The organism is Brevibacterium spongiae (genome assembly GCF_026168515.1).
Classification (GTDB): Bacteria; Actinomycetota; Actinomycetes; order Actinomycetales; family Brevibacteriaceae; genus Brevibacterium; species Brevibacterium spongiae.
The window spans coordinates 379,968-405,477 of record NZ_CP093443.1 but is presented as its reverse complement, the minus strand read 5'-3'; the positions used below and the strand labels follow the sequence as shown (position 1 = coordinate 405,477).

22 protein-coding genes, 4 pseudogenes and 1 other annotated feature are annotated in these 25,510 nt (G+C 64.1%); of the genes and pseudogenes, 17 read left to right on the top strand and 9 right to left on the bottom strand.

The annotated features are described in order from the left end of the window. Window positions 1-23: 23 nt before the first annotated feature. From L1F31_RS01885 to L1F31_RS01875, 3 genes and pseudogenes are all read right to left on the bottom strand, one after another. Window positions 24-1,223 (bottom strand): pyridoxal phosphate-dependent aminotransferase, encoded by a 1,200-nt coding sequence (locus tag L1F31_RS01885; RefSeq protein WP_265419012.1) that lies wholly within the window; start codon window positions 1,221-1,223, stop codon window positions 24-26. Window positions 1,224-1,391: 168 nt separating this feature from the next. After that, the gene (locus L1F31_RS01880) at window positions 1,392-1,769 is read right to left on the bottom strand and encodes a hypothetical protein (RefSeq protein WP_265419011.1); all 378 of its coding nucleotides are present in this window, start codon (window positions 1,767-1,769) and stop codon (window positions 1,392-1,394) included. Window positions 1,770-1,773: 4 nt separating this feature from the next. Beyond that, a pseudogene (locus L1F31_RS01875) lies at window positions 1,774-2,529 on the bottom strand (IS30 family transposase); the annotation flags it as partial. Between the two features lie 42 nt (window positions 2,530-2,571). On the opposite strand from L1F31_RS01875, the gene L1F31_RS19030 reads away from it, so the two are divergent. From L1F31_RS19030 to L1F31_RS01850, 6 genes are all read left to right on the top strand, one after another. Next, window positions 2,572-3,186 (top strand): DUF6788 family protein, encoded by a 615-nt coding sequence (locus L1F31_RS19030; RefSeq protein ID WP_429860940.1) that lies wholly within the window; start codon window positions 2,572-2,574, stop codon window positions 3,184-3,186. Window positions 3,187-3,279: 93 nt separating this feature from the next. Beyond that, window positions 3,280-4,185, top strand: coding sequence for an alpha/beta hydrolase (locus L1F31_RS01870; RefSeq protein ID WP_265419010.1), 906 nt, complete (start codon window positions 3,280-3,282; stop codon window positions 4,183-4,185). A gap of 103 nt (window positions 4,186-4,288) precedes the next feature. Then, window positions 4,289-5,884 (top strand): flavin-containing monooxygenase, encoded by a 1,596-nt coding sequence (locus L1F31_RS01865; protein WP_265419009.1) that lies wholly within the window; start codon window positions 4,289-4,291, stop codon window positions 5,882-5,884. Window positions 5,885-6,005: 121 nt separating this feature from the next. After that, window positions 6,006-6,311, top strand: coding sequence for a transposase (locus tag L1F31_RS01860; RefSeq protein WP_265419008.1), 306 nt, complete (start codon window positions 6,006-6,008; stop codon window positions 6,309-6,311). After that, window positions 6,272-6,400 (top strand) — a sequence feature (AL1L pseudoknot). Its footprint overlaps the gene before it by 40 nt. Beyond that, window positions 6,308-7,231 carry an IS3 family transposase gene (locus L1F31_RS01855; RefSeq protein ID WP_346732475.1) on the top strand — a complete coding sequence of 308 codons (924 nt, stop codon included), beginning with the start codon at window positions 6,308-6,310 and terminating at the stop codon, window positions 7,229-7,231. It overlaps the preceding feature by 93 nt. The genes L1F31_RS01860 and L1F31_RS01855 overlap by 4 nt, the downstream gene beginning before the upstream one ends. 101 nt (window positions 7,232-7,332) lie before the next feature. After that, window positions 7,333-8,709, top strand: coding sequence for an NAD-dependent succinate-semialdehyde dehydrogenase (locus L1F31_RS01850; protein WP_265419007.1), 1,377 nt, complete (start codon window positions 7,333-7,335; stop codon window positions 8,707-8,709). 57 nt (window positions 8,710-8,766) lie between these two features. On the opposite strand, the pseudogene L1F31_RS01845 reads toward L1F31_RS01850, so the two are convergent. The 3 genes and pseudogenes from L1F31_RS01845 to L1F31_RS01835 form a co-directional block, all read right to left on the bottom strand. Next, a pseudogene (locus L1F31_RS01845) lies at window positions 8,767-10,000 on the bottom strand (IS110 family RNA-guided transposase). A 359-nt stretch (window positions 10,001-10,359) separates the two neighbouring features. Continuing rightward, entirely contained in the window at window positions 10,360-11,535 is a 1,176-nt protein-coding gene (locus L1F31_RS01840; protein WP_265419006.1) for a thiolase family protein, read from the bottom strand. 104 nt (window positions 11,536-11,639) lie between these two features. After that, complete coding sequence (locus L1F31_RS01835) at window positions 11,640-12,899, bottom strand: DDE-type integrase/transposase/recombinase (protein WP_265419005.1); 1,260 nt, start codon at window positions 12,897-12,899, stop codon at window positions 11,640-11,642. A 358-nt stretch (window positions 12,900-13,257) separates the two neighbouring features. Here L1F31_RS01835 and L1F31_RS01830 point away from each other — a divergent pair, with 358 nt between their 5' ends. The 9 genes and pseudogenes from L1F31_RS01830 to L1F31_RS18955 all read left to right on the top strand — a co-directional run bounded on the left by L1F31_RS01830 (window position 13,258) and on the right by L1F31_RS18955 (window position 22,056). Further along, complete coding sequence (locus L1F31_RS01830; protein WP_265419004.1) at window positions 13,258-14,424, top strand: acyl-CoA dehydrogenase family protein; 1,167 nt, start codon at window positions 13,258-13,260, stop codon at window positions 14,422-14,424. Continuing rightward, complete coding sequence (locus tag L1F31_RS01825; RefSeq protein WP_265419003.1) at window positions 14,421-16,178, top strand: class I adenylate-forming enzyme family protein; 1,758 nt, start codon at window positions 14,421-14,423, stop codon at window positions 16,176-16,178. Before L1F31_RS01830 ends, L1F31_RS01825 begins: the two co-directional genes overlap by 4 nt. A gap of 104 nt (window positions 16,179-16,282) precedes the next feature. Further along, window positions 16,283-17,641 carry a nitronate monooxygenase gene (locus L1F31_RS18930; RefSeq protein WP_283255785.1) on the top strand — a complete coding sequence of 453 codons (1,359 nt, stop codon included), beginning with the start codon at window positions 16,283-16,285 and terminating at the stop codon, window positions 17,639-17,641. A 167-nt stretch (window positions 17,642-17,808) separates the two neighbouring features. Next, window positions 17,809-18,621 (top strand): crotonase/enoyl-CoA hydratase family protein, encoded by an 813-nt coding sequence (locus L1F31_RS01815; RefSeq protein WP_265419002.1) that lies wholly within the window; start codon window positions 17,809-17,811, stop codon window positions 18,619-18,621. A 1-nt stretch (window position 18,622) separates the two neighbouring features. Continuing rightward, window positions 18,623-18,961: pseudogene (locus L1F31_RS19025) on the top strand (thiolase C-terminal domain-containing protein). Between the two features lie 247 nt (window positions 18,962-19,208). After that, window positions 19,209-19,454 (top strand): Zn-ribbon domain-containing OB-fold protein, encoded by a 246-nt coding sequence (locus L1F31_RS01810; protein ID WP_265419001.1) that lies wholly within the window; start codon window positions 19,209-19,211, stop codon window positions 19,452-19,454. A 157-nt stretch (window positions 19,455-19,611) separates the two neighbouring features. Next, the gene (locus L1F31_RS01805; RefSeq protein WP_265419000.1) at window positions 19,612-20,787 is read left to right on the top strand and encodes a thiolase C-terminal domain-containing protein; all 1,176 of its coding nucleotides are present in this window, start codon (window positions 19,612-19,614) and stop codon (window positions 20,785-20,787) included. A gap of 14 nt (window positions 20,788-20,801) precedes the next feature. Beyond that, entirely contained in the window at window positions 20,802-21,251 is a 450-nt protein-coding gene (locus tag L1F31_RS01800) for a Zn-ribbon domain-containing OB-fold protein (protein ID WP_265418999.1), read from the top strand. A gap of 88 nt (window positions 21,252-21,339) precedes the next feature. Further along, complete coding sequence (locus L1F31_RS18955) at window positions 21,340-22,056, top strand: DUF6444 domain-containing protein (RefSeq protein WP_429860939.1); 717 nt, start codon at window positions 21,340-21,342, stop codon at window positions 22,054-22,056. A 21-nt stretch (window positions 22,057-22,077) separates the two neighbouring features. Here the strand turns inward: L1F31_RS18955 and L1F31_RS01790 are convergent, their stop codons facing one another. Both L1F31_RS01790 and L1F31_RS01785 read right to left on the bottom strand, forming a co-directional pair. Continuing rightward, complete coding sequence (locus L1F31_RS01790) at window positions 22,078-22,275, bottom strand: integrase core domain-containing protein (protein ID WP_265420483.1); 198 nt, start codon at window positions 22,273-22,275, stop codon at window positions 22,078-22,080. A 154-nt stretch (window positions 22,276-22,429) separates the two neighbouring features. Beyond that, window positions 22,430-22,573: pseudogene (locus L1F31_RS01785) on the bottom strand (DDE-type integrase/transposase/recombinase); the annotation flags it as partial. Between the two features lie 216 nt (window positions 22,574-22,789). Here L1F31_RS01785 and L1F31_RS01780 point away from each other — a divergent pair. Together L1F31_RS01780 and L1F31_RS01775 are read left to right on the top strand one after the other, a co-directional pair. Next, window positions 22,790-23,950, top strand: coding sequence for a tyrosine-type recombinase/integrase (locus L1F31_RS01780; RefSeq protein ID WP_265418998.1), 1,161 nt, complete (start codon window positions 22,790-22,792; stop codon window positions 23,948-23,950). Further along, the gene (locus L1F31_RS01775) at window positions 23,947-24,399 is read left to right on the top strand and encodes a hypothetical protein (RefSeq protein WP_265418997.1); all 453 of its coding nucleotides are present in this window, start codon (window positions 23,947-23,949) and stop codon (window positions 24,397-24,399) included. The genes L1F31_RS01780 and L1F31_RS01775 overlap by 4 nt, the downstream gene beginning before the upstream one ends. Here L1F31_RS01775 and L1F31_RS01770 read toward each other — a convergent pair. After that, entirely contained in the window at window positions 24,293-25,510 is a 1,218-nt protein-coding gene (locus L1F31_RS01770) for an IS30 family transposase (RefSeq protein ID WP_092105344.1), read from the bottom strand. The two genes, L1F31_RS01775 and L1F31_RS01770, sit on opposite strands and share 107 nt — an antisense overlap.

The following is a 25,510-nucleotide window of genomic DNA, read 5'->3' as shown; positions in this document are numbered from 1 at the left end:
TGCGAGCAACCCCGCCGCACGAACTACCGCCCCGCCTCGATCCACTCCTTGAGGCGGCCGAGACCGGTTGTGATCGCGGTTTCGTCGATACCCGAATAGGCCAGTCGAATGTACGACCGGTCCTCACCGGGCTGCGGTGAACCGAAGTGCTCGCGAGTGCAGAATGAGACACCAGTGGCATGCAGTGCCTCGGTAGTGAAGTCCGCCAGGGTCGCGATTCCCTTCGCCTCCATCGCCTCGGTGACATCGGGGAAGACGTAGAACGTCGAGCCCGGCGTCGCCACGGACATGCCGGGAATCTCGTTGATGAGCCGGCACGTGGCATCACGCCTCTTGCGCAGCACCTCCAGCATCTGGCCGACCGGCCCCTGCGGTCCGCGCAACGCAGCGATCCCTGCCCACTGCACGTACTGGTTCGTGCAGGATTCGTCGTTGGTGTTCATCAGCGAGATCGCTTCGGCAACCTCCTTCGGTGCCACCGCGCAGCCGAGCCGCGAACCTGTCATCGCATACTTCTTCGAGAATGTGTAGAGGATGACGGTGCGGTCCCGCATTCCCGGCAGCGCGGCGATCGACTGGGACTTCCCGCGATAGCGCATCTCGAAGTACGCCTCGTCGGAGAGCACCCACAGGTCGAATTCCTGCGCGATCGCGGCGATGGCCTCACGCTCGCCCGGAGTCGATTCGGCGGAGATCGGGTTCTGCAGGTCGTTGTAGATGATGGCAGTGGTGTTCTCGTCGATCGATGCCCGCAGTTGGTCGAGGTCGATGGCGAAGCCGTCGGAGGTCGGAACATATCGGTAGGGCAGGGCCGTACCGCCGAGATATTCGATCTGGGATTCGTAGATCGGGAAGCCCGGATTCGGGTAGAGCACGCCTTCACCGGGGTTCATCACCGCTTGGAGGAATTTCGTGATCACGGGCTTGCCTCCGGTGGTCACGACCACCTCGGCGGGGTCGATCGTCATTCCGCGCCGCGAGCCGAGGTCATCGGCGAGCGCCTCCCGCAGTTCGGGGATCCCCGGTCCCGGGCAGTAGCCGGTCTTGCCGTCGCGGATGGCCTGCTCCATCGCCTCGACGATATGCCCGGCCAAGGGGAAGTTCAGGTCGCCGAGGTGGAACGGGAATACCTCGTTGCCCTTCGCCTTCCAATCGGCAGCGGCCTGGGCCACGCGGAAAGCGGTCTCGGTGCCGAGGTTGTCCAAGCGGCGAGCAGTCTTCATCGTCGACTCCTTCTTCGGGGTCCATCTCTTCGGGGCAGTGCTGAGGTGTCGGTGCTGAGGTGCCCGTGGGTGCTGCGCAAGGAGGGACGGAACCGTCCCGGGGCACGGTGCGCACCGGTTCACTCACGATAGAGCACCTGACCAGGGATTGTCAGCGGTGTCCGAGATTCATCCGACGGCGAGCGCGCTGCGTCCGGCAAGCAGACACCACAGACCGATGCCGAGGAACACCGGAGCGCCGAGGATGCCGCACCAGAAACTCGGCGCCGCGGTCCCGCGCGGCAGGATGAACGCCACCACCGCGACGATGGTCAGCAGCAGCCCCGCCAAATGAAGGACGGGCTGGCCGAAGACGACGGCGAGCGCGAAGAAGTGGATGCCGACGATCGCTAGGATGAGCGGAGCGATGTTCTCGGTCTGGCCGGCGCGGATGAGGAAGAAGCTCACCACCGCGGCGATGACGACCTCGGCCCAGAACACGATGAGGTAGAGCGTGAATGCGACGGTCCCGGTGGCTTGAATTCCAGCAGTCGTTGCAACACCCAACTTTCTACTGAGGTTCCAGTAAAGCACGGAGTCGTTCTGCCGGTGTATCCCAATCAAGTGTTTTCCGTGGTCGAGCATTGAGTTCTGCAGCCACGTTCTTAAGTTCCTCGGGAGCATGCGGGGACAGATCGGTACCCTTGGGAAAGTACTGGCGCAGGAGCCCGTTGGTATTCTCGTTACTCCCACGCTGCCAGGGACTCCCAGGGTCACAGAAGTAGACGTCCATGTTGGTTGCGGTACGAAACGCGACGTGTCCAGACATTTCCGCTCCCTGGTCCCACGTCAATGATCGCCGCAGAGTTTGGGGGAGTTCGCTGACGGTCTTCACGAGACCGTCTCGGACCGTTTCAGCAGTGTGGTCGTGGTCAAGATGGACAAGAGTTACGAACCGGCTGGATCGCTCGACGAGTGTTCCAATCGCGGATCTACTCTTCGTGCCGATGATGAGATCGCCCTCCCAATGCCCCGGTACGACACGGTCATCGGCCTCAGAAGGACGCTCGCCGATCGAGACCATCTCATCGACAAAACGCTCCGTCCTGTGTGCTGGATCTCGTCGGGGCTTGCGTACTGCCCGCCCGCGACGCATCAGCGCTGCGATCTCGCGTTTGAGGCCACCATGGCCCTGGACGTAGATCGACTGGTAGATCGTTTCCGTACACACACGCATTCCCTCGTCATCGGGGAAGTCTTTGACTAGCCGGTGGCTGATCTGTTCTGGTGACCATTTCTTGCCCAGCTTGCCCTGAATGTAGGAGCGCCGAACGATGTCGCATCCCTGCATCCATGTCTGCCAACGTATATGTTGGCAGACATGGAGTCACGGACCGGCGACCACGACACGGCGACGCCCGCCCCGGCCACCGACGATCAGGCCCGGGCCGCCCAGGCGCGCATCGCCGACGCTCTGGCCCAGATCGGCTTCGTGCTGCCCGGCACCATCACCGAGCGGATGAGGCGCTGCGGCAAGCCCAACTGCCGTTGCGCCCAGGACACGACCGCGCTGCACGGGCCCTACATCCAGTGGACCCGCACCGTCGCGGGCAAGACCGTCACCAAGCAGCTCAGCGCCGAGCAGTGGGCCGCTACCGGCCCTGGTTCGACGACGCCCGCCAGCTACGCCAGCTCCTCGCCCGCCTCGAAGCCCTCTCTCTGGGCGCGATCCATCAGGCCGAGGGGTGGGGGGCCAAAAGCTAACCCAGAAGTGCGGAACGCGAGGATTAACAGGAGTTCTCTTCGATTAAAAGGCAACACGATTAAAAGGCAACACGCCGGGCCCCGCCCACACCCCTCACAAGGCCGGACTTTGAAAAAGCCCTCAAAGCATCGGCGACAATCATTCGGCAGGGCATCAATCCGTCGAAGCGCGGTGTCTCACATTGGGACACACATGATATTCACCACACTCCTAAGATGAATCCATGCTACAGGCGAGCCCCACCCTCGGGATGCCCGCACACACCGGCGGGGAACGAGTCCCAGGCCCCGCCCTCACCGGAAGGACGTCATCATGACCGACACCACCACCCAGGACGCCCTGCGCGACCTCTACACCGACTGGTCCGCACTCATGGCAGCCAACCCGGAGATGCCCATACGTCTGTTTCGTTCGATCTTCGACGAATGGCACCAGCCCACCGTGGAGCCGGAGGACGTGACGTATCGTGAAGAGACCGTCGGGGGCGTACCGGGGATCTGGTGCCTGCCCACGGGTGCCGACGAGGCGCAGGTGCTGCTATTCACCCACGGCGGCGGGTTCTCCGTCGGTTCCGCATCCAGCCACCGCAAGCTGGCCGGACATGTGGCCAAGACTCTGGGCGCCGCCAGCTTCGTGCTGGACTACCGCCGCGCCCCCGAGCATCAGCACCCGGCCCAGGTCGAGGACGGCGTGGCCGTCTTCGACGCCCTCGTCGCCTCCGGCCGCCAACCTCAGGACATCACCACGATCGGTGACTCTGCCGGCGGCAACCTGGCGATCACCATCGCCCTGTCTCTCAAGGAGCGGGGTAAACCCGCCCCTGGCCAAGTCATCGCCTTCTCCCCATGGGTCGACATGGAAAACAAGGGCGAGACCCTCAAGACCAACAACGAGACCGATGCGCTTATCACCCCCGAGCTGCTGGCCGGCATGATCACCGGAGTCCTCGGGGACACCATCGATCCCGCCACCCCATTGGCCAACCCGCTCTACGCCGACTTCGACGGCTTCCCCCGTCTGTACATGAACGCCGGCAGCGCCGAGGCCCTCGTGGACAACGCCACCCGGATAGAGGAGCGTGCACGTGCCGCTGGCGTCGACGTGACCCTGTCCGTCGTCGAGGGCCAGCAGCATGTCTTCCCGTTCCTCGCCGGCCGCTCCGCCGTCGCGGACCAGGAACTTGCCCGCATCAAGGACTGGTACGCCCAGGGCCGCTGAGCCCCTTATCGTAACCTCGAGCAGACCACCCACCGGAGGAATCACTATGACCACCCAGAACCAACCCGAGACTCAGCTGGACCCACAGGTCGCCGATGCCATCGTGATCGGCGCCGGCTTCGGTGGCATCTACGCCGCCCACAAGCTGGCCAACGAACTCGGCTTGTCCGTGATCGGCTTCGACAAGGCCGACGGGCCCGGCGGAACCTGGTATTGGAACCGCTACCCGGGCGCCCTATCCGACACCGAGAGCCCCCTGTACCGCTTCTCCTTCGACCAGGAGATGCTGCAGGAGGACACCTGGGAGCACAACTACCTGACCCAGCCGGAGATCCTGTCCTATCTCGAGCGCGTGATGGACCGCTTCGACCTGCGCCGGCATTTCCGGTTCGGCGCCCAGAACGAGGTTACCTCGACCGTCTACCGGGACGAGTCGGGCCTGTGGGAGGTCACCACCGCGCGTGGTGACGTCTACCGCGCCCGGTACGTGGTCAATGCCGTGGGCCTGCTCTCCTCGGTGAACATGCCCCAGATCCCGGGCTTGGACACCTTCGCCGGCGAGGTGCTCCACACGGGTGCCTGGCCCGAAAGCCATGACTTGGCCGGCAAGCGCGTCGGAGTCGTCGGCTCCGGGTCGACCGGAAACCAGGTGGTCACCGCCGTCGCTCCTCAGGCCGCGCATCTGACCCACTTCATCCGCACCCCTCAGTACTCGGTGCCGACGGGCAAGCGGCGCGTGTCCGAGCAGGAGCTGACAGAGGTGAAGGACCACTATGACGAGATCTGGGCCCAGGCAAAGAACTCCTCCGTGGCCTTCGGCTTCGAGGAGCCCACCACCCCGGCCCTGTCCGTCTCCGAGGAGGAGCGTAACCGCGTCTACGAGGAGGCCTGGCAGCGAGGCGGAGGCTTCCGTTTCATGTTCGGCACCTTCGGTGACATTGCCACGGACGTGGAGGCCAACGAGACGGCTGCCGTGTTCATCCGCTCCAAGATCACGCAGATCGTCAAGGACCCGGAGAAAGCCCGCAAGCTGACCCCGCATGACCTCTATGCCCGCCGCCCGCAGTGCGACAGCGGCTTCTTCGAGGCCTTCAACCGGGACACTGTCGACGTCGTGGCACTGAAGGAGACCCCGTTCCAGGAGATCACGCCGCAGGGCGTGGTGACGGAAGACGGTAAGCTCCACGAGCTGGACGTGTTGATCTTCGCCACCGGTTTCGACGCGGTGGACGGCAACTACCGCCGGATGGAGATCCGCGGCCGCAACGGCCTGGAGCTCAACGAACACTGGCAGGGCCAGCCGAGCAGCTACCTGGGCGTGTCCACAGCCCACTTCCCCAACTGGTTCATGGTACTGGGCCCGAACGGTCCGTTCACCAACCTGGTGCCGAGCATCGAGACCCAGGTGGACTGGATCAATGACCTGGTGAAGCAGGCCGAGGACCACAACCTCAAGGCCATCGAGCCCACGGCGGAAGCCGAGGAGGAATGGGGCCAGATGTGCACAGAGATCGCCAACATGACGGTCTTCACCAAGGTGGACTCGTGGATCTTCGGCGCCAACATCCCGGGCAAGAAGCCTTCGGTGCTGTTCTACCTGGGTGGCCTCAGGAACTATCGCGACGTGCTGCAGGACATCCGGGAGAACGGCTACCGCGGATTCCGGCTGGAGCCCTCGTATATCCCGGCCGGTGCCTGACCGCCTGCCCTGGGGCAGGGCCGGGCCACGGGTGCCGCGGCCCGGACACCACACATCAGAGTGAATCGCCCCGGGGATAATAGAGGCAGGGAGATTGGAAGAAGGAGATTCTCTCTTGCCAGTGAAATACACCGACGAACTCAAGGCTCGTGCCGTCGAGCTCGTCATCCATGCCCAGGCCGATCCGGACACCGCGAACGGAGCGATCACCCGTGTCGCGAACGAGCTCGGCCTGAGTAAAGAGACCCTGCGAGTCTGGGTACGTAAGCACAAGGATTCCGGCAAAGCCACCCCGGCCGAGTCGGTCGACTTGGAAGTGGAGAACCGTCGGCTGCGGGCTGAGTTGGCTGAAGCGAAGCGGACCAATGAGATTCTGAAGAGAGCGTCGGCTTTCTTCGCGGCGGAGCTCGACCGCCCATCGAAGTGATCGTCGCCTTCATCGACGACAATCGTCACGAGTTCGGAGTCGAGCCAATCGTGCGCGCCCTGTCCGGGACTGCGGCACGGATTGCTGTGAGCTCGTATTACGCCTACAAGAAGCGTCAACCATCAGACCGGGCTCGTAGGGACCAGGCGCTGATGGTCGTCATCCAGGATGTCTATGAGGCGAACTACTCGTGTTACGGGGTGCGGAAGATGTGGAGGGCGATCAACCGCGAGTACGCCGACCGGTTCGGCCCTGTTGCTCGGTGCACGGTAGAGCGGTTGATGCGCCAGTTAGGCATCGACGGAATCCGGCGGAAGCGGAAGCGTCCGAAGACGGCCTCAGCACGTGCTGAGGAGTGTCCGGATGATCTCGTCGAACGTGAGTTCGCAGCACCGGCACCCAACTGTTTGTGGGTCGCGGACATCACCTATGTTCCGACGTCTGCTGGGTGGGTGTACACGACGTTCATCCTCGATGTCTTCCACCGGGAGATCGTCGGCTGGCAGGTGACGAACCATATGCGGGAGTCACTGGCCAGGGACGCTCTGACGATGGCTCTGGCTGCGAAATATCGGGCCGGTGAAGACGTCTCCGGGCTCGTCCACCACTCGGATCGCGGGGTGCAATTCCGGTCGATTCGCTATGGGGAGACCCTCGCCGAGTCCGAGGTCGTGGCATCGGTGGGGTCGCGTGGAGACTCGTACGATAACGCCATGGCTGAGGCGCTGAACTCGGTCTACAAGGCAGAGCTCATCGACCGGAAGGTGTGGTCGGGATTGATTGAGGTGATGGCGGAGACATCGAAGTGGGTGGCTTGGTACAACCAGTCCAGGTTGCATTCAGCGATTGACTACCGACCGCCGACCGAGGTTCATTCTGAATGGATCAACCAGTCCGCGACAGAGTCCGCGGCTGCTTAGGAAACCAAGAATAGGAGCCTCTACGAAACCCGGGGCTTGACAGAGGAGGGGGGCGTCATCACCGTGATGGCGCCCCGTTCAACCGCAGAAGGAGGACCTGGATGGGTGTCTACACGACCACCAATCCGGCCACGGGGCAAACCGTGGCGACGTATGAGGAGATCTCGGACGCCGAGCTGCAGGATGTGCTGGGCCGCAGCCACGCGGCTTACCAGTCCTGGTGCGTCACGGACCTGGCCGAGCGCCGGGCCGTTCTGGCCCGGGCGGCTGAGCTCCACCGGGAGCGGGCCGAGGAGCTGGCATCTCTGCTGACCCTGGAGATGGGCAAGCCCATCAAGCAGGCCCTGGCGGAGGTAGCCCTCGTGGCGTCGATCTACCAGTACTACGCTGACCACGTCGAGGAGTTCATGGCTGACGAGCGGTTGCCGATCTCCGGGCGGGGCACCGCGGTGGTGCGCACCGAGCCGATCGGTCCGCTGGTCGGGATCATGCCCTGGAACTTCCCGTACTATCAGGTGGCCCGGTTCGCGGCCCCGAACATCGCCCTGGGCAACACCATCGTGCTTAAGCACGCCCGCAACTGCCCGCAGTCCGCGCTGGCCACCGAGCGGGTCCTCATCGAGGCCGACCTGCCGGCGGGCGTGTACCAGAACGCGTTCATCTCCTCGGAGCAGGTCGCGGATGCGATCGCCGATGACCGCGTCCGGGGAGTGTCCCTGACCGGGTCAGAGAAGGCCGGGGCAGCCGTCGCCGAGGTCGCCGGGCGCAACCTGAAGAAGTGCGTGCTGGAGCTCGGCGGCTCGGACCCGATGATCGTCCTGGCTGACGCGAACCTGGATATTGCGGCGAAGGCCGCCGCCGGCAACCGGCTGTTCAATGCCGGCCAGGCCTGCACCGCCTCCAAGCGGTTCCTGGTCCACGCCAGCGTGTATGACGCGTTCGTGGAGAAGCTGACGGTGGCCATGTCCGCCTACGATCCGGCTGACCCGACGAGCCAGGACGCCTTGATGGGCCCGCTGTCCTCGGCCGAGGCGGCCCGGGAGATCGACGAGCTGGTGAGCGCCGCCGTCGGGCAGGGCGCTCAGGTGCTGCTGGCCGGTGGGACGGCCGAGGGCCAGGGGGCCTTCTACCGGCCCACCCTGCTGGCCGGGGTCACCCCCGAGATGAACCTGTACCGGGAGGAGGTCTTTGGCCCGGCCGGCGTCATCTACCGGTTCGAGACCGTCGACGAGGCCATCGAGGTGGCCAACGACTCGCCCTACGGGCTGGCCGCCAGCGTGTTCACCGAGGACATGGACCAGGCCCAGTACGTAACCGAGGCCCTGGAGACAGGCATGGTGTGGATCAACGACACCTCCAAGAGCTCCCCGGAGCTGCCCTTCGGTGGGGTGAAGAAATCCGGCTTCGGCCGGGAACTCTCCCGCTACGGGTTCAACGAGTTCGCCAACAAGAAGCTCGTGCGCGACCCTCGAGACTGAGCTCGCGCATCCGAGGCAGCGCTGGGCACGCCGCGGGGGGGGCCTCTATGGTTTTCGTCAAGCCGCTAAACGGTGGGTGGTTCCGCCGCGGGCATTGTCTGGTTCGTGGTAAAAGGTGCCATCACGCAACATCGCGTAGAGGGTGTCGAGACGTCGGCGGGCTAGGGCGATGATGGCTTGTTTGTGGGTCTTCTTCTCGGCTCTCTTCTTGTTGTAGTAGGCCTTCGACGGCGGATGAGACAGGGAAGCGAAGGCGCTGTTGAAGAGACTGGATTTCAGTCTCTTGTTGCCGCCGCGGTTGGCGAACTCCCCACGAATCGAGGTTCCGGATCGTCGGGTGGTCGGGGCGATGCCGGCGTAGGAGGCCAAATGTCCCGGGGTTGCGAAGTCCTTGCCGATGACCTCGGTCAGTATCCGGGCTGTGGTCCTGACACCGACCCCGGGCATCGAGGTCAGGACCTGGTGAAGAGGGTGAGCCTGCACAAGTGTCTCGACTTGGGCGTAGACAGTCTCACGCTGGGTGTAGAGCCCGATGAGCTGATTGGCCAACATCGGCACGATCGTGGCCGCGGCCCCGGTGCCGGCAACGACGACCGATTGGGCGTGCAGGGCTGCGAAGATCTCCTCAGTCACCGGTGCGGCCAGTCTGGGGTTGTGCTTAGCGATCCGGCGGCGCACATGCCCAGGCCCCGCTGTTGCCAGCGCGTGCGGGGTCGGCCACCGAGACAGGGCTTCTAAGACGCCTTGGTGATGGAGCTTCGAGCCGACGGCGTGCTCCAAGCCGGGGTGGATCTGGGTGAGCAACCCACCGCAGCCGGTTCCTGGCTGCGGTGGGTTGGGTCAGCAGGTCATCATCGAACCCGGCCAACACGGCCAGCTCAGCGATCTGCTCGTCACTGACAGCGATCTGGCGCAGAGCTGTGGGCATGGTGCGGGCGGTCTCGGCGATGATGTAGGCATCGCGGGCATCGGTCTTGGCCGAGCCGGCGTGGAGGTCTGCCACCCGTCGCATCGTCAACCCTGGCAGATAGGCGACGTCCACGGCATCGGTCGCGCGTGCGACAGCCACCGGCAGGGCGCCTATGGTGGCGGGTTGGTCGACGACCAGCAGTGCCTTGCCGTGTTCGTCGGTCAGCTGTCCCAGCAGTTGATGTAGCTGGGACTCGTCGTTGGGCAACGCCTTGTCATAGACTCGCTGACCGTCGTCAGCCAGCGCAGTAGCGTGGTGTTCGGATTTGCCGACGTCTAGACCGATGAACAGCGCATAGCTATCGAGGTCGAATGCGCTCATGATTCCCTTCCGTATGAGAGTGTCTGTCACCACCGGCGGCAGGTCACCGCCGTGGTCTGTGGCCAGTCCCGGCATGCTCATCGTGGCTGGTGAGCGAGGTCGGTGGGCGGTTCATGCTCGGCATCCACGTTAGAAAACTAGCCCTTTGCCTGCTGCTCGACAGCGAGGGTGGGGCGTCGTGCCTCTACCAGCGATCCACGATCCGCCGCGACCAGTCTCTGGGTGACAACACCCCCCTGATCATTGCTGCGACTGGGGGTAAACGATCATGTCCAAAGACCGGACCGGCCAGCCCCTTCATCCTCTTGGATTCCGAGACCACCTACAAGCTAACGGGGGGCCTTCCGAGACATTTGCATTCATGAACCCTCCCGGGAAAGAATCGCTGCCGCGGAACAGAGTCCGCGGTCGTAGTTGATCATGCCGAAACCGGACACAAGGCCGGCTTTCGCTTCGGTTACTGGTGCACCCGCAGGCATATCGGTCAGCTGTCTGAGCGCTTCGACCATTCCAAGGGTGCCACCTGCAGCACCAGCTTGGCCTACGGAGAGTTGTCCCCCGGAGGTGTTGTGGGGGAAGGATCCTTCAATTGTGAATTCGTTCTGCCGAACGAAGTCGGGGCCCTCCCCTTTGGCACAGAAACCAAGATCTTCAAACTGCAGCATGGAAATTACCGGGTAGTCGTCATATGTCTGGAGGAAATCCATGTCGTCGGGCCCGAGGTCGGCCATGCCCCACAACTCGTCGGAATCCATCTGCCACCCGCCCCGGAATTGTACGGGGTCGTGCTCAAAGCTGTTGTGTCGTTCTATGGTTCCACGCAGGTGGGTATAGCCGATGTCCAAGTCGCGGGCGATTTCTTCCCGCATGACTAGGAACGCGTCGGCGCCCGAGCAAGGCATCACGCAATCGAAAAGTTTGATTGGGTCGGCAATCGGTCGGGCTTCCACATAATCCTGCAGAGTTAATGGGGTCCGGAACAGTGCGTTGGGGTTGGATAAGGCATTTGTCCGTTGGGATACGGCCAGCTTTCCAAAGTCCTCCGCGGTGGCCCCGTAAGTGCGCATGTAGTAGTCAGTCAGCAGGGCGAAGCTCGCATTCGGTCCGGCGCCTCCGTATGGGTACGCACCGTCCTGGGCAAAGCGACTGAACGTGGTCACCAGGTCCCTGAAAGAACCTGGTTGGTTCACATCAGCGGCTACACAGGCAACAACGTTGGCATCTCCTGCTTGAACGGCTCTGGCGGCCCTTCGCAGACCGACGACTCCGGAGGCACCACCTAGGGATATGCCGTCGACCCACCGCAGGGACATTCCCATATGCTGGGCCACTCCTACTGGATTGTCTGGTGCCAAGGTGAACGATGCCAGGGAGAACCCGTCGATCTGCTCTTTGGCAAGCCCTGATTGGTCGACCAGCGCCTTTAGCGCCTTGCCTATCCACCAATGTACCGGGCGGTCAGAGAATCTCTGGTAGGGGACGGTTACCGGCACTGCTACCGCCACGCCGTCATAGTTCGCTCTATGAGATGCCATAGTTGATGTGGTTTCCTTTCGGAGAGGGTCCGAGGTGCCTCAGTGGGAAGTGAGCGCGTGGCCTGTGGTGGTGCCTCACGACTTGTGAGCGCGAGGCTTGCGGATCATTTGCTTCTTTGGAGTCGACTCATCGACGATTCCAATGCTGCCATGTTCAGATGCCGGGCCGCGGCCATCGACTCGGTTTTGCCTTGAGCGAGCTCGATCAAACTCATCTGGATCTGGTTGATCTGGCGAGTGAGATCGGCAGGGTTGACGCCAATGATTCGCGCCTGGATAGTCTCGGTTTGCTGTGTCGTGAGGAGACCGGAATCGAGGACCCGGTTCCACGGGGTCGCTGGCTTGTCATAGACGCGCCGACGACGACCGTCAGCGGTAGTGGAATATCCCACAGGTTTCTTCGTCGGGGTGAAGAAATTCAGCAGCATCGATACCACCGGCCATAGTCGTCCCAACAGCTCCAGTTCCTCGCTGGTGTCATAACGCCAGTAGAACGCGTGTTTACGGACGATGTGGTTGTTCTTCGACTCCACGGTAGCCTGGTCATTCTTCTTGTAGGGACGCGAACGTGTCTGAGCAATATCGCGTTCCTGGAGCCAGTCAGCGACCTCGTGGTTGATGAATTCAGATCCGTTGTCGGAGTCGAAGATCGAGAGTGGGAACGGAAACATTTCTTGGAGGTCGCCCACTGCTTGAACGATCCATTTCGCCGCGTTGTTGCGGATCGAGGCGTTCTCGGTCCATCCGGTGACCAGGTCCGTCATCGTCAAAGTACGAACGAATTCCCCGACGAACGTTGGCCCGCAGTGGGCAACGGTATCGGCTTCGATAACTCCGGGAACTGTCGGTGGTTCGTCGCCGACCTTTGATAGTCCGATCGAGTTCCGCAGCAGTGGTGAAGGCGTCGTTGTTGTGATGCCTCGCAGGCGCATCGATTGACGTGCCGGCAACAGGTAACGATCGATGGTTGCCGGGCTCATCGATTCCAGTTCCCTGATTGTCTCGGGAGTGGCGAAGGTGTGGTCGAGGTCGCCTGCCTCGTCCAACAGCGGTAGCCACAGTGGCAGCATCACCACGAGGTACTTTCCGCACGGCATGCCCATCAGGGCCCATACATGCTCAAGCAGGGCCCGAGAGTCGTCGGAGTAGGTTTTGGGTCTCAGGCGACGTTTGTCGACTTGCTCGTTCGGGTTGGGCAGTACGGGGCCGGTGAGCATTCGTCTGGCTGTGGATCGGCCCATCCCGGTCGTCGCGATCACCTCGTCGAGGATGCGACCACGGTCGGTCTTGGATGCTTTTCGGTAGGCGGTGTGGAGCTTGTTCGTGACGTGACGCCTCGCGGTCATCGGGATCTTGCCTTCCATGTCAGGCAAGCTTCCTCCCGTTTGCTGGGAGTTACGCGCTCAAAGTCTTTGAGGCACCAACCCCACCCACGCGCTCAAAGTCACTGAGGCACGTCGGCGGGTTGACAGGTTGGTACTCGCGACGCTAATGTGTTCTACAACACATCGTACATGTGTCACAGAGTAGAACCGCCGAGCCTGAGTTCTAATCCGAAGCGCGTGGACGACGTAAGTAGCCGCTCCCGAGGAGGGGCAGCGGTGGATGAGACTCCGATCGCCGGGAAGGGGACGGGATCTTCGTCGCACACGGTCACCTGCGGCTGAACGCGGCACAGGTCGCCGAGGAGATGAACCGAGGAGATGAACGAGGAGATGAACATTGCCGTACGGAGAATCGTCCGAGCTTTCACTGCTGAGGGACGCGGTGGCATCGGTGGCCGCCGACTTCGGCCCGGAGTACTTCCTCTCAGCGGCGCGCAACGGTCAGAAGACCGACGAGCTCTGGGCTGCGCTGGCTGAGCCCGGCTTCCTCGGGGTGAGCATCCCGGAGGAGTACGGGGGCGGCGGCGGCGGGATCACCGAGTTGACGGCAGTGGTCGAGGAGACCGCGGCAGCTGGCTGCCCGCTCGTCATGCTCATGGTATCCCCCGCGATCTGCGGCACCGTCCTCGCGCGCTTCGGCTCCACCGCCCAGCGGGAGACATGGCTGCCCGGTCTCGCCGACGGCTCCATCAAGATGGCCTTCGCCGTCACCGAGCCCGACGCCGGCTCCAACACCCATGCCATCACGACGACCGCAACCTGCGGCCCCGACGGCTGGACGCTGCGCGGCACCAAGTACTACATCTCCGGCGTCGACGAGGCTGCCGGCATTCTCGTGGTGGCGGCGACGCGTGACGAGTCCGGCCAGCCGCTGGGCACCTCGCTCTTCATCGTCCCGGTGGATGCCCCCGGCCTGCAGAAGACGCTGATCCCGATGGAGATCGCTGCACCGGAGAAACAGTTCACGCTGCACTTCGACGACGTGGCCCTTCCACCCGAGGCGGTCGTCGGCGATGTGGGCGGCGGCTTCCGCTCGGTCTTCCAGGGACTCAACCCCGAGCGGATCACCGGGGCGGCCGTCGAGACCGGGATCGGGCGCTACGCCCTGGAGCAGGCGGCCCGCTACGGCCTGGAACGCTCGGTGTGGGGTGCACCGATCGGCACCCATCAGGGCCTGTCGCACCCGCTGGCCGCCGCCAAGATCGAGCTGGAGCTGGCCCGCCTGATGATGTGGAAGGCCGCCGGCCTGCACGACGCGGGGGTGGACGCCTCCGAAGCCGCCAACATGGCGAAGTACAGTGCCGCCGAGGCGGCCCTGCGGTGCGTGGACCAGGCAATCCAGATGCACGGCGGGAACGGCCTGGCCAGTGAATACGCCCTCGCCCCCTATTGGGGCCTAGCCAGGCTCTTGCGGATCGCGCCGGTGAGCCGGGAGATGGTCCTCAACCACGTGGCCCAACACTCGTTGGGCCTTCCGAAATCATACGGAGGTAGCCGCTCGTGAATCTCGCCAGCATCCAGCAGACTCTGACCGCCGAGTACTCCCCGTGGGAGCGGCTGACACTCGCCGACCGCTTCGACCGGCTCGTCGAACGCTACGCCGACCGTCCGTTGGTCATGACAGAGGCCCGCGACTGGTCCTACTCGGAGGTGTCCAAGGCCTCCGAGTCCGTGGCCGCCGGCCTCCTGGCGCTCGGCATCCGGCGCCGCGAGCACGTCGCGATGATCATGGCGAACTACCCGGAGTACATCATTATCCGGCTGGCCCTGGCGCGGATCGGTGCGGTGGCCGTGCCGCTCAACTTCGGCCTGAAGGCCGACGAGAACGCCTACCTGCTGCGGCAGTCCGACTCGGTCTGTCTCATCACCATGGACCGCTACCGGGATCAGGACTACCTGGCCCAGCTGGACGAGATCGCGCCCGGGTGGCGCTCGGGCAGTCAGGACGGGCTGCCCCGCCTGCGCGAGGTGGTCGTGCTCCCCACCGGCACGGACAGCGAGGCCGTGCCACGCACCTACGCCGACGTCGTGGAGCTGGCGGCGTCCGTGCCGCCGGAGGACGTCTGGCAGCGCCAGCAGGAGTCGGCCTTCCCGGACGAGGTTGCCGACATCCTCTTCACGTCGGGCACGACGAGCCGGCCCAAGGGTGCGATGCTGACCCATGATATGCTGTGGCGCAGCGCTATGTCTACGGCCTACGGGCGGGGCTACGAAGACGGCTGGCGGCTGTTCGTCCCGATTCCACTATACCACGTCTTCGGCTACGTGGAGGGCCTACTCGGCGCCATGATCGTCGGCGGCGCGATCATTCCGCAGGTGCAGTTCGACCCCGCGCAGGCCTTGCGGCTGATGGCGGGCAAGCAGGCCACCGAGGCGCTCTTCGTCCCCACCATCCTCCTTACGCTGCTCAAACAGCCGGAGCTGGACAGCATGGACATGCCCGCCCTCCGCTCGCTCTTCTGCGCCTCAGCCCCGGCCCCCGTGTGGCTGTGGGAGAAGGCGAAGGATGTCTTCGGGCTGGAGGAGGTGCACACCGGCTACGGAATGACCGAGGTTAGCGCCGCCACCGTGGAGACCCGGCCCGGGGACCCGGTCCAGGTGGTGTCCAGCCGCGTCGGTGCCGTCCTCCCCGGGGGGCCCGGCGGGCTCGAAGAGTTCGGCGGCGCCAACACCCAGTACAAGACGGTGGACCCGATGACCGGGGAGGACCTGCCCGAGGGCGCCGAGGGCGAGCTGGCCTGCCGCGGCAACACCGTCACGCGGGGGTACTACGCCATGCCCATCGAGACGGCCGAGGTCATCGACAAGGACGGCTGGCTGCGGACCGGCGACCTCGGCCGGATCCATCCCGACGGTCTGATCGAGCTCACCGGCCGCAGCAAGGACCTCTACAAGCTCAACGGCGAGAACATCATCCCGCGGGAGATTGAGGACATGCTCTGTACCCACGAAGCCGTGGAGCAGGCTTTCGTCGTCGGGGTCCCGGACGAGCGCAGCGGCGAGATAGGGGTCGCGTTCATCGTGCCGCGCGCCGGGGCTACGGTCGATCCGGAAGATCTACGGGGGTACGTGGGCGAACGGCTGTCCCGGCACAAGGTTCCGCACTCGGTGCTGTTCCTCTCGCCGGAGGAGCTGCCCACGACGACTTCAGGCAAGGTGCAGAAGTTCCGGTTGCGCGAACGTGCCGTGAGTTCCCTCGGCCGGTCGGCGCTGGTCGAGCAGATGACCGGTGGCGGCGGGTCAAGGGCCGGGCAGTGACGGCTGCCATGCGTGCTCCTCACTTAGCCGGCCATTGGAGCGAGGCCGGGTCATGGTCGCCGGAGCGGGTCCAGGCCGTGCAGAGTCGGCGGCTGAGGGAGCAGATGGCGTATCTCCGTCGGCACAGCGAATTCCATCGACGCAGGTCTGAGGAGAGCGGCGTCCCCCTGGAGTGCGTCGAATCGGTACCGGACCTGACCCGATTCCCGTTCACCGAGAAGCAGGAACTCCGCGAGAGCCCGGCCCAACAGCCACCGCTGGGCTGGCATCGAGCAGCAGCTGCAGAGGACACCGTCCAGATCCAAGCATCCAGCGGCACGACCGGTAGCCCCTCTTACGTGGGCCTCACCTGGTCCGACCAGCAGGTCTGGAACGAGATGGGTGCGCACGCCTTCTATGTGAACGGCCTGCACCCGGGCGACCGCTCCCTGCATGCCTTCGGAATGAACAAGGGGTTCGTCGGCGGTCTGCCTCTAGCGCAGGTCCAGTGGCAGATGGGCGTGCGCGACATCCCGATCGGGACGGAGGCCGGTGCCAAGCGGATTCTGCACGCGACAGGCCGACCAGCGGGTATCGAGCCTGATCAGGTGCCCCATCGCCCAGGGCGGTATGCAGTGGGTTGGCGGGCGGAAATCGTCTCCGCCGTCGCGGAGACCGGTGTGCTCGGTTTCATCACCGCGCTGACCCAGCCAACCCCGGAGGCTCTGGTCAAGGAGATCGCCCGCACCCGAGACATGACGGACCATCCCTTCGGCGTCAACCTCACCATCCTGCCCGCCATCAACCCAACGCGGTGTACCGGCGGGCGATCGTCGGGACCGTCGGCAACGACCCCACCGACCACGTCGAAGTCTTCCGACCCGCTGGGGTCAAGGTCATCCACAAGTGCACGAGCGTGCGCCACGCCCTCAAGGCCCAGCGCGTCGGCACTCGACGCCGTGAGCATCGACGGCTTCGAGTGCGCCGGGCACCCGGGCGAGGAAGACGTCCCGGGGCTCGTGCTCATCCCACGGGGGGCCGAGGAGCTGAGCATCCCATTCATCGCCTCCGGCGGCTTCGCCGATGCCCACGGCCTAGTGACTGCGCTGGCACTCGGCGCGGACGGCATCAACATGGGCACCCGCTTCATGGCGACCGTCGAGGCGCCGATCCGCCAACGCGTCGAGGAGCGGATCGTCGGGACGAACGAGCGCGACACAGAACTCATCTCCCGAACGCTGCGCAACACCAGTCGCGTGGCCACTAACGGCATCAGCCGCGAGGCGATCACGAGGCTCTACACGGGAGCACAGTTCGAGGAGGTGCGCGATCTCGTCGCCGGGGCCCGGGGCCCGGGGCCGTCGGGTGTACGAGGAGGGCGACCCCGAGCTGGGCATCTGGACCATGGGGCAGGTCCAAGGCCTCATCCACGACGCCCCGACCGTCTGCGGGCTCATCGAGAGGATCGCGTCCGAGGCGGCTGAGCTCATCCGGGGCCGCCTTACCGGTATGGTTGCCACGGAGTATGACCGCGTCGCAGCCGTGACAAGTTGATGGCTCGGCTGCCAAGGACATCAGATCGAACGCCTGCGCCCCGCAGCCGACGGGGGGGGGGGAGCGCACCCCCGAACCAGCTCAAGCGAAGGGAGACATGATGACGAACGTCGCCGATAACCGCGCCGGGGTCCCGATGGAAAGCCAAGACGAGGTGCTGGTCGACCGCGAGGACGGGGTCCTCGTGATCACGATCAACCGACCGCACGCCCGCAACTCTGTCACCCGGTCGGCCTCCGAGGGGATAGCACGGGCGCTCGACGAGCTGGACGTCGACCGTGACCTGACGGTTGGCATCATCACCGGCGCGGGTGGCAACTTCTGCGCCGGCATGGACCTCAAGGCCTTCGCAGCACGCGGTGAGGACCCGAGCCTCCCTGGTCGAGGTTTCGTCGGCCTCACGGAGGCTCTGCCACGCAAGCCCCTCATCGCGGCGGTGGAGGGCTACGCCCTCGCGGGCGGGTGCGAGGTGGTGCTCGCCTGCGACCTCGTGGTCGCCGGTCAGGGTGCCAAGCTGGGGATCCCGGAGGTCAAACGCGGTCTCACGGCAGCCGCCGGTGGCCTGCACCGACTGCCCGAGCGGATCCCCCGGAACGTCGCCATGGAGCTGGCGCTGACCGGCGACATGATGACGGCCGAGCGGGCGTACCAGCTCGGCCTGGTGAACGAGGTGACGGAGGACGGCCAAGCGCTCATCGCAGCCAAGGCCCTGGCGGCCCGGATCGGGGGCAACGGTCCGCTGGCAATCGTCGCGAGCAAGCGCGTGATCGTCGACTACCCGACGTGGTCAACGGCAGAGATCTGGGAGCGGCAACGCGAGATCACGGACGTCATCAACGCGTCCGCCGACGCCAAGGAGGGTGCACGGGCTTTTGCCGAGAAGCGCCCGCCGCGCTGGCAGGGGCGCTGACATGGCCGGTGTTCGCCGCGAAGAAGTGGACTTCGCCGAGATCTACGACTGCTTCACGTTCGTTGTGCTGCGTTAGCTCGAGGAGGTGGGCTTCTGCGGCAGAGGAGAGTCGCCCGACTTCGTCAGCGGGGGTCGTATTGCCCTCGGTGGCGAGATGCTGATCAAGACGCTCGGCGGACCGCTCTCCTAGGCACACGTCGTAGGCATGAACCACGTCGTCGAAGCCGTCTCACAACTCCGCGGTGAGGCTGGCGACGCTCAGGTAAGCGATGCGCACATCGGGCTCGTGACCGGGTACGGAGACCTCAGTGACGGCTCCGTCGTCCTCTTGCGCAACTGACCGGCCAGCCATACACGGGATTCCCGTGACGAAGGAGAAGACGAGACATGGATACGACAACCACCATCAGGGTGGCGCCTCCCGCGCCGCTTCTTCCCGACAACCCGCTCTATGAGCTGAGCAGTACTTCGACAGTCTACGTGAGAGGCGCCTCACGGTACGAGAGTGCACCGAGTGCGACACGCGTCAGTGGCCACCGTGCGAGCTCTGCGGACACCGTCAAGGCTCCAGTTTCGTGCGGCGCCATGTGCCAACCACCGGCGAGGTCTACACCTACACGGTGATGTACCGACCCTTTCACCCCTGGTTTAAGGACCAGTTGCTGTACGGCGTCGTCGAGGTCGAGGATGGGATCCAGGTCATCGGCAGGTACGTCGGTGAGGATCCGGAAGATCTGACGTGCGGCCAGCGGATGGAGGCGGTGTTCGACGACCTGGGTGAGCACAGCGGATCGATCGCATGGCGACGGACCCGTGACCGTGCCCTGAGCTAACCAACCCGACCCCACCACCCAATGCCGGCGTCAGCCACCCACGGTGAACACCAATCAACACACCCCGGAATGGGGCCGAATCAAAGCATCACAATAGGGCCAAATGGGGTTGCCATACTCACGCACGCATGCCATTCACAATCAGGAGGGACTAGGAGTGGACACAATCAGCATCAAAGACAAGGCCGCGATCATCGGCGTGGGGCACACCGAGTACACTCGAGGCACGCACCGAACCGAAATCGAGCAGAGTCTGAGCGCGGCCATCGCCGCCTGTAGAGACGCCGAGATCGACTCCGCAAGCATCGACGGCGTCGTCATGGGCTGGCGCGATGAGCCCACCAATGAGGACTTCATCAACGCGCTCGGCATCAGGGATCTGAAATACCACGCTCACGTGCATATCGGAGGCGCTTCCCCCGCTGCTGCCGTCTTCAACGCTGCGTTGGCAGTGGCGACAGGTGTAGCGAGCCGAGTGGTCGTCGTCACGGGGTGGAATGCATTCAGCAGTCCGTCCCGCCTGAGTGAGGTCTCCGACCGTCCCACAGTCGTGAACGTCCCCGGTAAGGCGCTGCGAGAGAATCTCGAGGCCCCCCTCGGCCTGTTGGCGCCCATGCAGTGGTACAGCTTCCATGCCAACCGGTGGATTCACGACTACAACATAGACCGAGATGCCATGGCGACCGTGGCGCTGACAGCACGTGCACATGCGCACCTCAACCCACACGCGTTTATGAGGGATCGGCCTATGACGCGGGACGACTATTATGCCAGCCCATTGCTGGTTGAGCCCTTCCGGAAGTTCGATGTCTCGCTAGAGACGGACGGCGCTGCGGCTGTGGTAGTTTCCTCGGCGTCCTCGGCGAACACTAGCCGTCGCCCCATCTACATCGCTGGTGGCGCGGAGGGGCATGCAGACTCACCCGACGATCTGCTGAACCGCCCCGACCTGCTGGACATGGGGATTGGGCGAGCTGCACCGCGCGCTTTCGAGATGGCAGGAGTTGAGCCCAAGGATTTCGACTTCGCCGAACTCTACGACTGCTTCAGTTTCATTGTCCTGCGCCAACTCGAGGAGATGGGCTTCTGTGGTCGAGGGGAATCCCCCGATTTTGTGAAGGACGGTCATACCGCGCTCGGGGGCGAGCTTCCGATCAACACGCACGGTGGTCTGATGTCCGAAGCGCATGTTGCGGGGATGAACCACGTAGTCGAGGCGGTCCGGCAGCTGCGTGGAGAAGCCGATGAGCGGCAGGTACCCGGTGCCGAGCTCGGCCTCGTCACCGGGTACGGCGATTTCGGTGACGGCTCAGCACTCGTACTGCACAACTGAGGAAGGAACAAGAGATGAATCAGGAACTGACAGCCACAGTCAAGGGGGAGGTCGCCAACCTTCCTCTCCCGCTGAATGCTGAGGACCCGCTGTTCGCCCCCTATCTGAGTGCTCTTGCGAACGGTGAACTTCTCATTCGGCAGTGCGCGGCGTGCGATACCCAGCAGTGGCCGCCCCGACCCTTTTGCCGCAATTGCCAGTCCAGCGACTTCATTTGGGTCCAGGTCCTTCAAACGGGCACGATCGCGAGCTTCTCGATCGCCTACCGTGCCTTCCATCCGGGCTACCTCGATCGCCTGCCCGCCGGGACCGTGCTCGTCGATGTGGAGCCTGGCATTCGCATCGCGGGCCGCTGGACCGGGAAGCTGGATGAGATCAAGATTGGTGCAAGGGCCGAACTTGTCGTCGATGAGTGGGCCAAGCATGGCGTCTCAGCCGCTTGGGCGCCACCGCAAGCGAAATAGGCATTCCGGTTGGCGAAGTTCCTCCCGCACTTCGCCAACCCGAGGGCCCGGCAGACGTGGAGCAGGCAGAGAATGGTGGTGGACGGGCATGATGGATGGCGAATTGTCGCAGACCCCGCAGGACACCGAGCCGAATGCACTTTACGAGACTCTCTCTGATATCTCGGACCTGTTGGTTCCAAACGAGATCCTGGAAGCCATTACGGCGCGCGCTCGCTCGGCTATGCGTGCCGACCTGTGTTACTTCTCGCTGGTGGATCCTTCGAGCCATGACCACGCAGCGCGCATGCACAGTAACCGTGATCAGGAGTGGTTGCACGACGACTACGTCAGGCTGGAGCAGAATCTGGGGGTGGCCGGAAAAGTAGCCGCGACGCGTGAGGTCTTTGCGACGAACGACTATTTCGGAGATCCCTCGGTGCAGCACGAATCTACAATCGATGTAACTACTCAGCTGCGGGCCTTGATGGCCGAATCACAGCAGACGCATCGGGCGCAGCTTGCTGAACTGCAGGAGTCGCATCGAGCCCAGGTGGCCGAGATGCACAAGCTCAACGAGGTGTTGGCGGTGCGGGTGGCGCAGTTGGAGGCCCGGCTGGGGAAGAGCCCGCGGAACTCGGACAAGCCCCCTGCCAGTGAGGGCTACGAGAAGCCGGCCCCGAAGTCGAGGCGCAAGCGCACCGGCCGGTCCTCGGGCGGCCAACCCGGCCACAAGGGCCGCACCCTGTCCCAGGTCGCGGACCCCGACAGGGTCATCACCCACCAGCCGGACGAATGCGGTATGTCAAGTCCCGGGTTTTGTTGAGGCTGAACGGTTGTTCAGTATTTAGGCTGCGTTGGCGATGGTCTGGTTCTCGGCGAAATGAGCGGCCTCGATCTCGGCAGGGGTCTGGTAGTCGAGCATGGAGTGGAGGCGTTCGGTGTTGAACCAGTGGACCCAGTCCGCGGTCGCGGCCTCGACGTCGTCCCGGCCGGCCCAGGGCCCGTCGAGGTGGATCAACTCTGCCTTGTAGAGCGAGTTCAGCGTTATCTGGAGCCGTGTTCTGTTCAGGCTTGTCGTTGTTGGTGTTCGCGGTCAGCGACATGTCACTGACGACGGGTTCAGGGCTGTCGGGGTCCTGTGACGGCGCGTTCTTCGCTGAGGACGACGGCGAGACGTTCTGACCTGCACGTTGACGGGTCCATAGGCCCATGTTCAGGGCATCCAGGGCCAGGTCGGTGTACATCCGGGTCGAGGTCTGCCAGCCCACGATCATCCTGGCGAACACGTCCAGGATGAAGGCGAGGTAGACCCACCCGGACTCGGTCCGGACGTAGGTCAGATCCTATGCCGACCTCCGGACTATGCCGATCGCATCTGTGCTGGTGCGGGTCATCGGCACTTCTGAGGCCTGAAAGGTCGGCATAGTCGGGTAGTCGCGATCATGCTTCAGACACGAAAATGTCTGGAGGTGAGGTTCGTGACGAAGAGATCGCCGACGGCCCGGCCATACGCGGATCGGATTCCGCGGGTACCGGTGGGCCCCTTGGCACCAAAGATGCTTGCCGAATGCTCGGCATGGCTGGCCGCACAGGGGTACACGCCGGGGACCTCAGCAGGGATCCTGAACCTGTTGGGCCGCCTGAGCTTGTGGATGCAGCAGGTAGGCGCCGAGGCCGACGACCTCAGCCAGGAGTTGCTGGACCGGTTCATCGTCGCGGAGCGTTCACGCGACTTCGTGTGCACCACGGTGAAGCATTCGATGAGCACGATGCGCCGGTTCCTGGTCGATGCCGGCTATCTGGCCTTGATCGATGCCGCCGTTGGTCCGATGACGCCGGCCCAGGCGGCAGTCGCGCAGTGGGCTTCGTGGATGCGCGACCAGCGTGGTTTGGCCGAGAAGACCATTGCTGCCCGTTGTCATTACGCTGCCGGGCTCCTGGATGTGATCATGGTGCCAGACGGGAACGTGGAGTGGGGCCGGCTCGACGCGCCGGTCGTGAACGCCTACGTCGCTGAGCGTGGTCGTGGCTACGGCCTGGTTTCGCGTGCGCATATCGTCGATGCGGTTCGATGCCTGCTGCGGTGGGCGTTGAGCACCGGCCACCTGGACCGGGACCTGGCTCCCGGGATCCTCAAGCCTCCCGGGACCCGGCATGGACTGCCACGAGGCGTCAGCGCCGAACAGGTTACAGCGCTGCTGGCGGTGTGTGATCCAGCCACCGCGATCGGGGCCCGAGACCGTGCGGTCGTGATGATCCTGGTGCGGTTGGGCCTGCGTGCCGGGGAGGTCGCCCGCTTGAGCCTCGACGACATCGACTGGGCGAACGGACTGCTCAAGGTCACTGGCAAGGGCCGCGAGCACAGGCTGCCAATCCCGATCGACGTGGGCCAGGCCCTGGAAGCGTGGCTACGGCTTCGACCGGTCGCTTTGGACCGGGCAGTGTTCGTGAGGATGAAGGCACCGCGCGGGATGATGATGACCTCAGCGATATCGGGGATCGTCGCACGGCTCTCGGGCGTAGCGGGGATCGATCCGATCTACGCGCACCGGCTGCGGCACACCGCTGCGATGGACGTCCTGGCCACCGGCGGCACCTTGGCCGAAGCCAAAGAGCTGTTAGGCCATGCATACACCGTCACCACGATGGCCTACGCCAAAGTCGATCTGACGTCGCTGCGCGAGCTGGTCGTCCCATTCGGGCAGGTTCCGCGATGATGACACAGGATCCGACGCTGCGGGACCGCCTGGACGATTACCTGGTGATGCGCCGTTCCCTCGGGTTTCAGCTCAACGACATCGAGCGGCAGGTTGGGCTGTTCTGCACCTGGCTCGTGGCCCGAGGACAGACGCAGACCTTCAGCCTCGACGAGGCGGTGACATGGGCGCGACTCAATCCAGACGCGCACCCCTCGTGGTGGGCAACGCGCCTGTCGTTGGTGCGCCGCTTCGCGGCCTACCTCAACGCCAACGGTATCGAGGTCCCGGTCATCCCGAGCGGTCTGCTGCCAGCCAGGAAGCCCCGGGCGGTGCCTTTCATCTACAGCCAGGAAGGCGGTTTCAAGCTGTCGTTGCAACACCCGGTGATTGACCGTGTTCAGACAACAGCTTATCGAGTGCCTCAGCAGGTGTCGCCCACCCCAAACGTCTGCGTGGTCGACCATTGAGCTCAGCAGCAACTTTGTCGAGGTATCCCGGCCCCCATTTACGCAGGTTCGTGCTCTTGGGGAAGTACTGCCGCAACAGACCATTCGTGTTCTCGTTTGTGCCTCTCTGCCACGGCGAGTGAGGGTCACAGAAGTAGATATCTAACCCAGTGACCTCGCTGATACGCCCATGATCACTGAGCTCGCTTCCTTGGTCCCAGGTCAGGGACCGCTTCAACTGATCCGGCAGATCTCCCATCTTCGCGATCATCGCGTCAGCGACCTCTTCGGCACCGTGTCGACCCGGCAAATGCAACAGCATTGTGAACCCGGTGGCACGCTCGACCAGCGTCCCGATCGCGGATCCGGACTCGACCGTGCCGATGATGAGATCACCTTCCCAATCGCCCGGTACTGCCCGGTCCTCGACACTTTTGGGACGCTGGGAGATGTTGACCATGTTCGGGATCCGACCCCGGCGTTCCTCGCTCGTCCGGTGTGGTTTGCGCAGGCTCCTGCCGGTGCGTAGATGTGTGGCCAGTTCGCGTTTGAGCCCACCGCGTCCCTGGACGTAGAGAGACTGGTAAATCGTTTCGTGTGACACCCGCATCTCCGGATCCTCGGGAAAGTCCTCACACAACCGGTGAACGATCTGCTCGGGACTATGGTTGAGCTTTAATCGTGCCTGGACTTCACGACGTAGAGCAAGATTCGTCGCGAGTTTCCCGGGCCGGTGTCGGTGTCGTTTCCGGTCGGCATCGGCCTGGGACACACTGGCCCGATATGCCGGTCGGCTCGGCCGTACTGCCTCGGGAGCGCGGGGTGCGCGGGCCAGTTCCCGACTGATTGTCGACGGGTGACGACCGAGTCGTCGGGCGATGTCGCGCACACCGCGACCCTGACCTGTGTAGATCGCGATGTCTTCGCGTTCGTCGAGGGTGAGGTAGCGGGTGGAGTGTCCGTATCCGCGTGGTGGTTTCACACCTCCACGGTGACGGAACCACACGCGGCATGACGGTGCCGACGCGCCGATAGTTTCGGCGGCTTCTTCGATGTTGAGTCCAGCCCGGATCTGATCCCAGAACAAGGCTTTGACTTTCGTGGGCGTGGTTGGTTTCCCGCTGCGGGCCAT